Genomic DNA, 11,957 nt, shown 5'->3' with positions numbered 1-11,957 from the left:
CTCCCTTAAATTCCTTGAATTGTACTTACGTTGCGCATATCTCTTACCATGATATTGTTACCATAAATCTGAGAATCACTGACCAGCTTATAGGAAGAGAAACGTTCCTCTGCATCGAGTCGCATCTTGTCTTCATAAAAGATTTCCTGTTGCCGGCTTACGATAAAGGGAAGAGAATTCGTCTCTATCCTAGAATCGCCTTGCTCCACTTCTGAAACAATCAGTAACACATTAATTCCGTCACACCCGCAGCCTACCGTATCATAAAAGAGCTTGAAAAATCCTGGCTGATCTCCAAGCCTTTCCTTCAACTTCCTTTCTGCGAGAGGTGTAACTTGAATCATCATAGCCCTGTTCACGCTCCTTGATTTTTGTTCGAAGCATGGTCTGCTTCTTATGTAACTCATTAAATATTTAAAATTAGAGATGTATCTCTGAAGTTGATTATACTCATTCAAAAAAGTATCATCAAGAGGAGTCTGTAAAACAGAGAAAGCAGGTGGAGTAGAATGGAACAACAAGTAAAGGAACGATGGGAACAATTCAGCGAGTTATTAGCAAAAATTAGTGGATATTCAGAGGCCATAGAATTAATGCACTGGGATTTGCGCACAGGTGCACCACGTAAGGGAGTAGAAGTTCGTTCCGGTACGATTGGGATGCTGAGTGGAGAATTGTTCAGACTTGAGATTTCACAGGAGATGGGTGACTTTACAGCATTTTTCAGCCGTCCAGAAGTGTTGAGCCAGCTTACAGCTAATCAACAAAAGATCGTCAACGATTGCCGCAAAGAGTATGAGCGCAGTAAGAGTATTCCTTCCAAAAGATTTGAAGAGTACGCTGTCCTGTCTGCTCATTCCCAAACGATCTGGGAAGAAGCTAAGGAGAACAATGACTTTGCTACATTTGAACCTTATTTGAGTAAAATCGTAGCTCTGAAACAAGAGTTCATCGATTATTGGGGTGTAAATGGCACACGTTACGATACGCTACTAGATATGTATGAGCCTGATCTCACGGTAGAGAAGGTAGATGAAGTGTTCAGTCGCCTCCGCAGCCGCTTGGTTCCGTTAGTGGAAGCTATCGCTGCTTCACCTAATAAACAAGATACCAGCTTCTTGCAGCAGATTTTCCCTAAAGAGCAGCAACAAAAGTTTGGTAACTTTATTCTGAAGCAAATGGGCTATGACTTCGACGCAGGCCGCTTGGATGAGAGTGTGCATCCTTTTGCTACAGGCCTGAATCCAGGTGACGTTCGTATTACGACCGCTTATTTACTTGATAACGTGACTAGCGCCGTCTTCAGCTCACTGCATGAAGGTGGACATGCGCTTTACGAACAAAATATCAACCAAGATTTAGTGGGAACACCGCTGGCTCAAGGCGCATCGATGGGGATTCATGAATCTCAGTCGAGACTATGGGAGAATATGATCGGCCGCAGCCGTGCGTTCTGGCAACGTTATTATGGTGATCTGCAGCAGCATTTCCCAGAGCAGCTTGCTAATGTAGATGTAGAGGATTTCTACCGGGCTATTAACAGTGTGGAAAATTCATTCATCCGAATTGAAGCAGATGAGCTTACATACAATCTGCACATTATTGTGCGTTACGAGATCGAAAAGCTTATTTTTAATGAAGGTCTATCTGTCAAAGATCTGCCTCAGGTATGGAATGCTAAATATCAAGAATATTTAGGTATTACACCGCCTAATGATGCGCTTGGTGTATTGCAGGACGTGCACTGGTCCGGTGGAGACTTCGGATATTTTGCATCCTACTCTTTGGGAAATATGTATGCTGCCCAAATCTTGAATACACTCCGCAAGGAGCTGCCGAACTACGATGAATGGATTGCTGCGGGAAATCTTTTGCCGATTAAAGAATGGTTAACAGAAAAAATCTACCGTTTCGGAAAAAGTCTGACCCCTTCGCAAATTATCGAACAAGTAACAGGTGAGCCGCTCAGTCCAGATTATCTGGCTGATTATTTGGAGGAGAAATACACGGAGATTTACAAACTGTAATCCAGTGAGGTCCGCGTGGTATAATAGAAAGAAAGCTTAGACGGAAGGATATGGATATGGCAAATACTCACACCTACACCCGGAGAGAAGAAGTCGCGAATGCGATTACGCACGGGATCGGAGCTGTATTAAGCGTCGCTGCACTTGTCCTGCTTGTTGTTTTTGCAAGTCTGAAAGGAACGGCATGGCATGTAGTCAGCTTCTCCATTTATGGAACGACAATGCTGCTTCTGTATCTCAATTCAACACTTGTGCATAGTCTCAAAGAGGGTAAGGCAAAGGATTTGTTCGAATTTTTCGATCACTCCTCTATTTATCTGTTTATCGCAGGCACGTATACACCCTTTTTGCTAGTAGCTATTCGGGGAACACTTGGCTGGAGTTTATTTGGTGTTATATGGGGAATCGCAGTATTTGGCGTTTTCTTCAAAGCGTTTTTTGTTAAAAAGTTCTTGTTCATGTCTACGGTGTTCTACATTGCTATGGGTTGGCTGATTGTTATCGCCTGGAATCCTCTTTCAGCAGTGGTAGCGGATGGTGGCATGATTCTGTTGATGGCTGGAGGAGTGCTTTATACTCTAGGTACAGTTTTTTATGTATGGAGAGGGTTTCCGTTCCATCACGCGATCTGGCATGTTTTTGTTCTTGCGGGCAGTGTCACACATTTCTTCGCCATATTGATTTATGTACTGCCAATCCAATAATTTCAAGCGGATTTATCGCGGAAAATATGGATTTTTAATAAAGAAAGAGATGACAAGCAAAAGTGCTTGACATCTCTCTTTCTTTTAGGTATCATAAGGGACGTTGTGAAGGTGTAAAGTGTTTTTCCTTGACGAAGGGGTTGTCCTTAATGAGTCAGGAGAATAGGCTCGAGAAAACGAATCGTATCAATTTGCTTTTTGCCTTCTATGAACGACTGCTTACAGATAAGCAGCAAACGTTTCTTAAATATTATTTTCACGATGATTTTTCCTTGGGAGAGATTGCCGCTGAATTTGAAATCAGCCGCCAAGCTGTTTATGAGCATATTAAGCGCGCTGAGCAAGTCCTTGAGAATTATGAAGAAAAACTTGGACTATTAGTGAAACATGAGAGTCGTACTAAATATTTAGAAGAGCTGCGCAGACTGCCGGAGAATGGGATGCTGCCTGAGCAATATAAACTTCGGTTCGCGGAGATCGTGGATCGCTTGCAGAGGTTAGAGTAGCATGAAGGGAGAAATCTGCATATGGCGTTTGAAGGTTTAACCGGAAGATTGCAGAATGTGTTCAGCAAGCTACGCGGTAAAGGTAAAGTATCCGAAGAAGACGTAAACGAAGCTATGCGTGAAGTGCGGTTAGCCCTTCTGGAAGCCGATGTTAACTTCAAGGTAGTTAAAGAATTCGTGGCTAAGGTGAAAGAAAAGTCCATCGGCAAGGAAGTCATGGACAGCTTTACGCCTGGCATGGTAATTATCGACATCGTCAACAAGGAACTAACCGAGCTGATGGGCGGAAGCCAAGCGAAGCTGGCCAAGTCGAACAAGCCGCCGACCGTCATTATGATGGCGGGTCTACAAGGGGCTGGTAAGACAACCACTTCGGGTAAGCTAGCTAAGCTGTTACAGAAGGGCAATCATCGTCCGCTCCTGGTTGCGGGAGATATTTACCGGCCTGCTGCTATCAAGCAGCTGCAAGTGCTGGGAGAACAGATTAAGGTTCCTGTATTCTCACTTGGTGATCAGACTAGTCCGGTAGAAATTGCCAGACAAGCTGTACAACATGCGAAGGATAACGGACTTGATTATGTTATTATCGATACTGCTGGCCGCCTGCATATTGATGAAGAACTAATGGAAGAACTCAAGCAGATTCACAATGTTGTAAATCCTGATGAAGTACTTCTTGTAGTAGATGCTATGACGGGTCAAGACGCCGTGAATGTAGCCGAGAGCTTTAATAAACAGCTTGAGCTTACAGGGGTCGTATTGACGAAACTCGACGGCGATAGCCGTGGTGGTGCTGCACTGTCAGTAAAAGCTGTTACCGGTTGCCCGATTAAATTCGCTGCTTTAGGGGAGAAGATCGACGCGCTGGAGCCGTTCCATCCGGAACGTATGGCTTCGCGGATTCTGGGTATGGGCGACATGCTGTCGCTGATTGAGAAAGCCCAAGCGAACATTGATACTGACAAGGCTAAAGAAATGGAACGTAAGATGCGTAATGCAGAGTTTACGTTCGACGATTTCCTAGAGCAAATGGATCAGGTGAAGAAGCTAGGCCCTATCGATCAAATTCTTGATATGCTCCCGGGTATGAACAAAGCCAAGGGCATTAAAGATTTAAAGGTCGACGATAAGCAAATGGGACGCGTTGAAGCCATAGTTCATTCTATGACTAAGGCGGAGAAGCAACAGCCTGAGATCATTAACCATAACCGCCGCAAGCGTATTGCAACCGGCAGCGGAACCTCAGTCGCTGAGGTCAACCGCCTCATCAAACAATTTGATGAGATGCGTAAGATGATGAAGCAATTCTCCGGCATGATGGGCGGAGGCGGCAAAGCCTCCAAGAAAAATGCCATGAAGCAGCTTAAAGGTCTTGGTGGTGGAAAAGGGCTGAAATTCCCTTTTAAATGATCTTGAATGTCTGACCAACTAATGTTGGAAACTATTATAAGGAGGTGATTTTTCGTGGCAGTACGTATTCGTCTAAAAAGAATGGGAGCGCATAAAGCGCCTTTCTATCGTGTAGTGGTTTCCGATTCCCGGTCCCCTCGTGACGGTCGTTTTATCGAGGAAATCGGTTATTATAATCCGATTGAACAACCGGCAGTAGTTAAGATCGATGAGGAAAAAGCTCTTAAATGGCTTCAAACAGGTGCGCAAGCATCTGATACCGTCCGCAACTTGCTTTCCAAAGCAGGCGTGATGAAGAAGTTTCATGAGCTTAAGCAACAGAAATAATGACTGATTGCGAGGGTCCTCTATGGAAGAATTAGTTGGAGTAATTGCTAAGGCTTTAGTGGATCATCCAGAAGATGTGACGGTACGGGCTGTGGAGAAAGAGCATTTGATTGTCTATGAGCTGTCCGTACATCCAGATGATGTAGGAAAGGTCATCGGCAAGCAAGGCAGGATCGCCAAGGCGCTCCGTACAGTAGTCACATCTGCAGCAGTCAAGAGCGATAAACGCGTAACTGTAGATATTTTATCTTAAATAATGCGTACAATGAGGGGCTAGGGATAGTATATCCCGGCTCCTTTTTGTTCAAATATATAGATGAAGCTTGTAGAGGAGAGGGTTATATGACGGAAGAATTAACCGTAGGCCGGCTTGTGAATACACATGGAATTCGCGGGGAGATTAAAGTATTATCCCATACCGATTTTCCTGAGGTTCGTTTCGCTAAAGACAAGAAGCTGTTCGTCATTCCTGCGGATGGCAGTGCAAAATTCGAAGTGACTGTAGAATCCGCTCGAGAGCATAAGGGTATGTTTATCGTTAAGCTTAAGGGATATACCAATATTAACGAAGTGGAAAAGTATAAGGGAAGTTTGCTTAAGGTGCCAAGTAATGATCTGGTTGAACTGCCAGAGAACGAATATTACTTCCACCAAATCGTTGGCTGTGAAGTTTATACGGATGATGCTGGAAGTGAACCGCTTGGCACAATTACGGAAATTTTACAGCCAGGTGCAAATGACGTGTGGGTTGTTAAGCCTGCTAAAGGTCAAGACATCCTTATCCCTGTAATTAACGATGTAGTGCTGAACGTGGACATTGAGGCCAAACGAATTACGGTTCACTTAATGGAAGGACTATTGCCATGATCAGAATTGATGTGCTAACGCTCTTTCCGGAGATGTGCGAAGGCGTATTTAGCACAAGTATTCTTGGTAAGGCACGCGAAAAAGGGATTGTATCTTTGAATGCTGTGAACTTTCGTGATTTCTCAGGAAATAAGCACAACAGTGTGGATGATACACCGTATGGCGGGGGCGGGGGTATGGTACTAAAGCCTGACCCGATCTTTGCAGCGGTAGAACATGTATTGGGGATCGAGGCTATTCCTTTGGAGAATGGATCTGAATCTGCAGTCCCGTCGCCTTCCTCTGTGAAGCCGCGCATCATTCTTATGTGCCCACAAGGAAAGACCTATAATCAGAAGATTGCTGAGGAACTGGCACAAGAGCAGCATCTAATCTTTATATGTGGTCATTATGAGGGCTACGATGAGCGGATACGGGAGCATCTGGTTACAGATGAACTGTCGATTGGCGATTACGTGTTAACGGGTGGAGAACTACCAGCACTGACGGTTATTGATTCAGTAGTTCGGCTACAGCCAGGGGCGCTTGGAAACGAAACCTCTGCGATCACCGATTCGTTCAGTACAGGGCTGTTGGAATATCCTCACTACACTCGACCCGCTGAATTTCGCGGTTGGAAGGTACCAGATATGTTGCTGAGTGGCCATCACGCCAACATCGAAGTATGGCGGAGAGAGCAAGCGTTACAGCGTACACTTGAACGTAGACCTGATTTGCTCGAAAGTGCAGAACTAACATTGAAAGACAAGAAAACACTGGAACGTCTGAAAAATGAAATCAAGCCGGAGTAAAATTTTAATAAAACAGGCATATTTTACGTCTTTTTAACGTATCTTACGTTAAGGAGGCGTTTTTGTTATGTTTACTTAAGTATAAGAAGGGCTATAATCTCGTGTTTTTTTTGCGTAATTTCCAAAACAAATTAGCATAGGTGCGTTGAACTCTTCTATTTGGGGTAATAGATAGAGGTGGCGTAATACTATATGCAGCTTACGATGCAGCAAGCTTAACTATTGAAAGGAATGAACTGAAGTGACTACGAAGACGCGTGAAGAATTCAAGCCTAGCGTGGACACGATCCACAAAGATGCGGAGCCGCTCCGCACCGTGAATGATATTATCGATTATTATACAAATCGCAAATCGTAATTCCCATTCGCCCTTTAAAGCTTGAACATATAAGATTAATAATTAAGTATGAATAAGCAAGTCCAATAAAACCATTAGAGTATAGCGAACGAAAGTTCACTACATCTAATGGTTTTATTGTGCTCTACTAAGAGGTCAAACCCTGTGATTCTGATCAGAATGTAAACGCCCACTCTTCAAGGAGAATTAAAAACTCTTTGGAAAGGGGGCGTTTGGTTAACTATAAAAATTCGTGGAGGCGCATTCTACTCTTTGCGAAAGAGGCGATATACTCCTGTAAGTAGAGCGTAAAGCGCAAAACATACGAGAACAGTAACTGCCCATGCATAGTTGCGAACGGTATAGGTAAGCGATGATAAAATAATAAAGATGGTAATACGCAGTACGCCTTCCTTAATAAACTGTTTACGTGCTACATTCATTCGATTGGCCTCCTTGAATGGATAGGATGGTACGGATAACAAGCCGAGAATATGTCTTTCCTTATATATAACCTTTGGGAATACAAAAAATGCAGAGAACGGAAAGTAAATATCGATCCAAACAAATGACCTATGTAACTTAGCCGTTACCGACCTGTACTCCTCACCATAGAGTATATCATTACGAATGAGGAGGAGTACACTAGTGGAGGCTTATTATAATTGCTTACGTTGTAAGAATAGAAGGGTACGTATCCTGACTACTGATGGCAGACAGCATGAAGGTGTGATTACAGATGTGGACAGATATAATGTTTACTTAAGAACAGGATCCAATGGACCTGTGCAGACTTCTGCATTTTTTGGTTACCCTTATGCTGCTGACAATATTTTAACTCTCAGCTTGTTCACACTGTTGGCTATTGCATTAATCTGATATGATGATGCAAAAACAGACCGTCCGCTAATCCGGACGGTCTGTTTTTAGTGGTTGGTTACTCTACTGTAATTGCACCTATATCAGAGCTTAAGGACAACAAAGGACCTCCTCCGTTAACATCACGTTTGCCACCCTCAACCCCGGTGATCTGGCCTAGATCACTTTTAGCCACCAAGCTACATTTCACGCCATCGGCTAGAACAGCATTGAGGCTACCTACATTTGTTGTCGCTTTAAGACGGCTATCACTCTTCATTCCGGCTATATCCATGCGTATGCTTCCTGTATTAGACTCTAGAGTGGACTTACCGGTGATGTTAGCTCCTTCGATATCAATAGCTCCAACGTTGCTGACGACGCGGTAATTTCCGTCCAGATTGCGGAGACGAATTTGCCCGACATTATTGGTGATTTGATATTCATCCATACGGGTGGGGATCTCAATGGTATAGTTAATGCTAAAATCTGAATAACCGTATTTGTCTTGAGCCCAAGTCCATAAATCCTTCTTCGGATTTGATTTGGAATTTGTAGATACCTTCAGAGTATCGCCACTAACGTCTATTGAAATCTCAGCGTCATCCAAGATTTTCTGGCGGTCAGCTTTATGAGCGGAGCCGTTATGGGCTAAGATTGTCGCACTCACATTAATTTGATCACCCGTAGTTGATGTAACTTCTATTTCTCCCACTGCATTGTTCATGCTAAGCACTGAAGCAGAGCCGATCTCTTTAGATAAGGATAGTTCTTTGCTAATGCTGTTTGCTTTAACTTCGTCGACCACCTTGGTAGCTGTATCCTGAACGGCCTGTTCCACGCTTGCAGCGGCTTTACCTAGCTCTTGCTTCACAGCCTCACCAATATTCTGCTGCACATCTTCAGTAATATTCTTTCCTAGTTCATTATTAGCGGATTGCCTACCCGGTAACTCTGTGCATCCTGCCAGAAGTACGACGGACAAGACGGCTACAGCTGCCATTACGCTAGTTGTATTACTCTTTTTCATTGAATAAAATCCTCCTTATTTTTGGGTATATGTGTTCTTCCCTAAGCGCTACGTTATGTACGTACTTCTGTAAGTATAGCCTATGGGGATTTATTGTAAAAACGGCTGTAGGCGGGTTAATATACTGGACCAAAGACTAGGTATTTAAAAAGTGTTCACTACACTTCAAATTTCAATTGTGCTAAAATGAAATATAGATCTTACGCTCACATTAAAATGGGTAAGAGTACATATAAAAAGAGCGAAGATGCTCTCATATATAATCTTCAGCAGCTACTGAAAAGCGCTTTTTATAGTGAGATGTGCTAAGGCTAGTTTGCGAATACGATATAGACCGTTGCCTTACTTGCATCACAGGGCGGTCTTTTTATTTTCTTACCTCAAGTAAATCATGAAGAGCGGAGGGAGCCAGATGAAATATGTAGTTATTTTGCTTGTCTTGCTAGCGCTGGGTGTTGGGTATTATATCGTTCAGAAAAAGAAAACAAGCAGCTCAAGCGATCCTTTGCGCACGACTAGCAGTAATGTGATCTCAATGGATAGTCATCGCAAAGCCAAACAGAGTCCAGGGGAGCAACCTTGCTCTTCTTGCAAGAAGAAGAATGGGAAGTTGATCTTCTATGCTCAAGACAATGGAACCGTGGTCGGCTTGTGTAAAGACTGCCAGTCTAAGGCAAAAAAAAGAGATATGTTACCGTTATAAAATAGAAAAATAAGTTGTATTAGCCCGTCCTTTATGATATTATTAACTCTGTTGTGTGGAATACGGTGGTCCGCTGCGGATAATGAGGGAGAGCTCAGATCTCTCCGGAAGAGGCAAGAACACCTGTACGGAAGGAGGAAGTCCTTAATGAATATCCTACAAGCTATTACGCAAGAGCAACTTCGTAAAGATATCCCTAGTTTTCGTCCGGGTGACACTTTGAAGGTGCATGTAAAAGTTATCGAGGGAACTCGTGAGCGTATCCAGTTGTTCGAAGGCGTTGTAATCAAACGTCGTGGCGGTGGAATCAGTGAGACTTTTACGGTTCGTAAAATTTCTTACGGTGTTGGTGTGGAAAGAACATTCCCAATCAACTCGCCTAAACTCGAAAAAATCGAAGTGGCTCGTCGTGGTAAAGTGCGTCGTGCTAAGCTTTATTACCTTCGTGAACTACGTGGTAAAGCAGCGAGAATTAAAGAAATTCGTCGCTAGAATAGTGACAGAGGAGAGGGGCTTGAGTTCAAGCCCCTTTCGCTTTTATTTTTTTTTGAAAATATAAGAAAAGCATAAGTTTTACGTTATACAGTATTCTTATATTTCTCGCATAAACGCATACCGTCCTTAAAAGGACGCTGAGGGCGTTTTAGCTTGGTATACAATGCGTGTGACATATACGCTTGGGGATAAGCTTCTCCGAAAAGGCCTCCTGAAGGAGTATCTGTGGAGGGGTTTTTGGCAGGAGTTTTTTTGTGTTGTATAGTAAGAGTAGTATTAAGAGAGGACGGTGAACTATGCAGCAGGAACAAAGCGAAACTTTGGAATCGAGCGAGCAGAACCCACGTAAACAGAAAAATGAAGTGCTGGAATGGGTCAAGGCCATTGCGATTGCTTTAGTTCTGGTTATACTGATTCGCTGGCTTTTATTCAAGCCTTTTATTGTAGATGGACCTTCCATGCAGCCTAATTTCCATACGGGAGAACGTGTTATCGTTAATGAAATTTTATACGATATAAGATCTCCGCAGCGGGGTGAGGTTATTGTATTCCACGTGCCATCTGAAGGCAGAGATTTTATTAAACGTGTAATTGGTGTGGCTGGAGATACTGTGAAAGTAGAAGGAGATGTAGTTACAGTTAACGGTGAGGTTGTTAACGAGACTTACATCCAAGGCGCTATTGATGCTGCGCATAGTAACAACGCTCTGTATAATAATAAAGATTTTCCAAATGAAAAATTCACGGATGGTACTGTACCAGAAGGACATATTTTCGTTATGGGGGATAATCGCTCGGATAGTACAGACAGCCGGATGATTGGCTATGTGCCGCTGGGTGATATTGTGGGTCGTGCAGATTTAATCTTCTGGCCGATAAAAGATATTACACTGATTAACCATTAAGTTGACAGAAGTCAAAGGAGGTGACGGCAATGGCCATTCATTGGTTTCCTGGTCATATGACGAAGGCTAGGCGGCAAATCGAGGATAAGCTGAAGCTGATTGATGTTGTTATAGAGTTGCTCGATTCCCGTCTGCCGCTTTCCAGCCGCAATCCGATGATTGACGATATTTTGCGGGACAAGCCGAGATTAATTATTTTGAACAAAGCGGATCTGGCGGATCCGGAAATTACTCGGAAGTGGCTGGCGTACTTTAAGGAACAAGGGCATGTTGCCCATCCTGTGGACGCATCTACTGGAACAGGCGTTAAGGAGATTCCGGAGCAGGTCAAGCTGCTGTTGAAGGAAAAAATTGATCGGCAGATCGCAAGGGGAATGAACCCACGGGCTATGCGCGCATTGATCGTCGGTATTCCTAACGTCGGTAAATCAACGCTGATTAATCGAATGGCTGGTAAGAGTATCGCTGCTACGGGTGATCGCCCGGGGGTTACTAAGGGCCAGCAGTGGATTAAAACAGGAGGTAATCTGGAGCTTCTGGATACTCCTGGTATCTTATGGCCGAAGTTTGAGGATCAAGACGTGGGTTACCGCTTGGCAGTGACGGGTGCGATCAAAGAAGAAATCCTGAACATTGAGGACATTGCTTTTTATGCAGTGAAGTATTTGGTCAAGGATTATGGTTCCAGATTTCAAGAACGCTTTGGTATTGAGAAGCTTCCTGAGGATCTTGAGAACCCTGATGAGATCGTTGCAGTTATGGAAGCCGTGGGCCGCAAACGCGGTTGTCTGATTAGCGGTGGACGTGTTGATCTGGAAAAAGCTTCACGTGCTTTGCTGCATGAGCTGCGGGCAGGTAAGCTTGGTCGTTTTACGCTGGAAACACCTTAAAGGCGTTTAAATGAATGGGTATGGAAGAGCCATCCGGAAATTTTCGGGGGCTCTTTTTTTGCTGATTTGGATGGTTATTTGTACATGACCATGTGAGCTTTACTATG

At 43.7% G+C, this 11,957-nt stretch carries 16 protein-coding genes; 13 read left to right on the top strand and 3 right to left on the bottom strand.

The features are described from left to right. Positions 1-5: 5 nt before the first annotated feature. Positions 6-347, bottom strand: a complete 342-nt coding sequence (locus tag NSQ55_RS18670) for an iron-sulfur cluster biosynthesis family protein (RefSeq protein ID WP_076127099.1) — start codon at positions 345-347, stop codon at positions 6-8. Positions 348-509: 162 nt separating this feature from the next. Between NSQ55_RS18670 and NSQ55_RS18665 the strand changes: the two genes are divergently transcribed. The 8 genes from NSQ55_RS18665 to trmD all read left to right on the top strand — a co-directional run bounded on the left by NSQ55_RS18665 (position 510) and on the right by trmD (position 6,632). Then, positions 510-2,027 (top strand): carboxypeptidase M32, encoded by a 1,518-nt coding sequence (locus NSQ55_RS18665; protein ID WP_339168460.1) that lies wholly within the window; start codon positions 510-512, stop codon positions 2,025-2,027. Positions 2,028-2,083: 56 nt separating this feature from the next. Continuing rightward, complete coding sequence (locus NSQ55_RS18660; protein WP_036688612.1) at positions 2,084-2,731, top strand: hemolysin III family protein; 648 nt, start codon at positions 2,084-2,086, stop codon at positions 2,729-2,731. 149 nt (positions 2,732-2,880) lie between these two features. Beyond that, entirely contained in the window at positions 2,881-3,237 is a 357-nt protein-coding gene (gene ylxM / locus NSQ55_RS18655) for a YlxM family DNA-binding protein (RefSeq protein WP_036688609.1), read from the top strand. A 21-nt stretch (positions 3,238-3,258) separates the two neighbouring features. Continuing rightward, entirely contained in the window at positions 3,259-4,647 is a 1,389-nt protein-coding gene (gene ffh / locus NSQ55_RS18650) for a signal recognition particle protein (RefSeq protein WP_036688607.1), read from the top strand. A gap of 54 nt (positions 4,648-4,701) precedes the next feature. Further along, positions 4,702-4,974, top strand: coding sequence for a 30S ribosomal protein S16 (rpsP, locus tag NSQ55_RS18645; protein WP_036688604.1), 273 nt, complete (start codon positions 4,702-4,704; stop codon positions 4,972-4,974). A gap of 22 nt (positions 4,975-4,996) precedes the next feature. Next, positions 4,997-5,227: a KH domain-containing protein gene (locus tag NSQ55_RS18640; RefSeq protein ID WP_036688600.1), complete on the top strand. Its 231-nt coding sequence runs from the start codon at positions 4,997-4,999 to the stop codon at positions 5,225-5,227. Positions 5,228-5,316: 89 nt separating this feature from the next. After that, a complete protein-coding gene (gene rimM, locus NSQ55_RS18635; RefSeq protein ID WP_076190860.1) occupies positions 5,317-5,841 on the top strand; it encodes a ribosome maturation factor RimM in 525 nt (174 codons plus the stop codon). After that, positions 5,841-6,632 carry a tRNA (guanosine(37)-N1)-methyltransferase TrmD gene (gene trmD / locus NSQ55_RS18630; protein WP_339174549.1) on the top strand — a complete coding sequence of 264 codons (792 nt, stop codon included), beginning with the start codon at positions 5,841-5,843 and terminating at the stop codon, positions 6,630-6,632. Before rimM ends, trmD begins: the two co-directional genes overlap by 1 nt. 603 nt (positions 6,633-7,235) lie before the next feature. On the opposite strand, the gene NSQ55_RS18625 is transcribed toward trmD, so the two are convergent. Next, complete coding sequence (locus NSQ55_RS18625) at positions 7,236-7,412, bottom strand: hypothetical protein (RefSeq protein ID WP_155288145.1); 177 nt, start codon at positions 7,410-7,412, stop codon at positions 7,236-7,238. 205 nt (positions 7,413-7,617) lie between these two features. Here NSQ55_RS18625 and NSQ55_RS18620 point away from each other — a divergent pair, with 205 nt between their 5' ends. After that, positions 7,618-7,848 carry a hypothetical protein gene (locus tag NSQ55_RS18620; protein WP_036688596.1) on the top strand — a complete coding sequence of 77 codons (231 nt, stop codon included), beginning with the start codon at positions 7,618-7,620 and terminating at the stop codon, positions 7,846-7,848. Positions 7,849-7,906: 58 nt separating this feature from the next. On the opposite strand, the gene NSQ55_RS18615 is transcribed toward NSQ55_RS18620, so the two are convergent. After that, positions 7,907-8,857 (bottom strand): hypothetical protein, encoded by a 951-nt coding sequence (locus tag NSQ55_RS18615; RefSeq protein WP_036688593.1) that lies wholly within the window; start codon positions 8,855-8,857, stop codon positions 7,907-7,909. A gap of 412 nt (positions 8,858-9,269) precedes the next feature. Here NSQ55_RS18615 and NSQ55_RS18610 point away from each other — a divergent pair, with 412 nt between their 5' ends. From NSQ55_RS18610 to ylqF, 4 genes are all read left to right on the top strand, one after another. Next, positions 9,270-9,560, top strand: coding sequence for a hypothetical protein (locus tag NSQ55_RS18610; protein ID WP_051491579.1), 291 nt, complete (start codon positions 9,270-9,272; stop codon positions 9,558-9,560). Between the two features lie 147 nt (positions 9,561-9,707). Further along, on the top strand, positions 9,708-10,052 hold the full coding sequence (gene rplS, locus NSQ55_RS18605) for a 50S ribosomal protein L19 (protein ID WP_036688590.1): 345 nt from the start codon (positions 9,708-9,710) through the stop codon (positions 10,050-10,052). 299 nt (positions 10,053-10,351) lie between these two features. Beyond that, entirely contained in the window at positions 10,352-10,960 is a 609-nt protein-coding gene (gene lepB, locus NSQ55_RS18600; RefSeq protein ID WP_036688589.1) for a signal peptidase I, read from the top strand. Between the two features lie 29 nt (positions 10,961-10,989). Beyond that, the gene (gene ylqF / locus NSQ55_RS18595; protein WP_036688587.1) at positions 10,990-11,850 is read left to right on the top strand and encodes a ribosome biogenesis GTPase YlqF; all 861 of its coding nucleotides are present in this window, start codon (positions 10,990-10,992) and stop codon (positions 11,848-11,850) included. Positions 11,851-11,957: the final 107 nt, after the last annotated feature.

This window comes from Paenibacillus sp. FSL H7-0943 (genome assembly GCF_037963265.1).
In the GTDB taxonomy this organism is placed as follows: domain Bacteria; phylum Bacillota; class Bacilli; order Paenibacillales; family Paenibacillaceae; genus Paenibacillus_AQ; species Paenibacillus_AQ odorifer.
Note: the sequence above shows the minus strand (reverse complement) of the source record. Positions and strands in the feature narration are given on the sequence as shown.

Bases quoted from the DNA above. Each gene is read 5' to 3' on its own strand.
- ffh (WP_036688607.1), top strand. From the start codon at position 3,259: ATGGCGTTTGAAGGTTTAACCGGAAGATTGCAGAATGTGTTCAGCAAG.
- rplS (WP_036688590.1), top strand. From the start codon at position 9,708: ATGAATATCCTACAAGCTATTACGCAAGAGCAACTTCGTAAAGATATC.
- NSQ55_RS18640 (WP_036688600.1), top strand. From the start codon at position 4,997: ATGGAAGAATTAGTTGGAGTAATTGCTAAGGCTTTAGTGGATCATCCA.
- NSQ55_RS18615 (WP_036688593.1), bottom strand. From the start codon at position 8,857: ATGAAAAAGAGTAATACAACTAGCGTAATGGCAGCTGTAGCCGTCTTG.
- ylqF (WP_036688587.1), top strand. From the start codon at position 10,990: ATGGCCATTCATTGGTTTCCTGGTCATATGACGAAGGCTAGGCGGCAA.
- lepB (WP_036688589.1), top strand. From the start codon at position 10,352: ATGCAGCAGGAACAAAGCGAAACTTTGGAATCGAGCGAGCAGAACCCA.
- NSQ55_RS18660 (WP_036688612.1), top strand. From the start codon at position 2,084: ATGGCAAATACTCACACCTACACCCGGAGAGAAGAAGTCGCGAATGCG.
- NSQ55_RS18670 (WP_076127099.1), bottom strand. From the start codon at position 347: ATGATGATTCAAGTTACACCTCTCGCAGAAAGGAAGTTGAAGGAAAGG.
- ylxM (WP_036688609.1), top strand. From the start codon at position 2,881: ATGAGTCAGGAGAATAGGCTCGAGAAAACGAATCGTATCAATTTGCTT.
- NSQ55_RS18665 (WP_339168460.1), top strand. From the start codon at position 510: ATGGAACAACAAGTAAAGGAACGATGGGAACAATTCAGCGAGTTATTA.
- NSQ55_RS18625 (WP_155288145.1), bottom strand. From the start codon at position 7,412: ATGAATGTAGCACGTAAACAGTTTATTAAGGAAGGCGTACTGCGTATT.
- rimM (WP_076190860.1), top strand. From the start codon at position 5,317: ATGACGGAAGAATTAACCGTAGGCCGGCTTGTGAATACACATGGAATT.
- NSQ55_RS18610 (WP_051491579.1), top strand. From the start codon at position 9,270: ATGAAATATGTAGTTATTTTGCTTGTCTTGCTAGCGCTGGGTGTTGGG.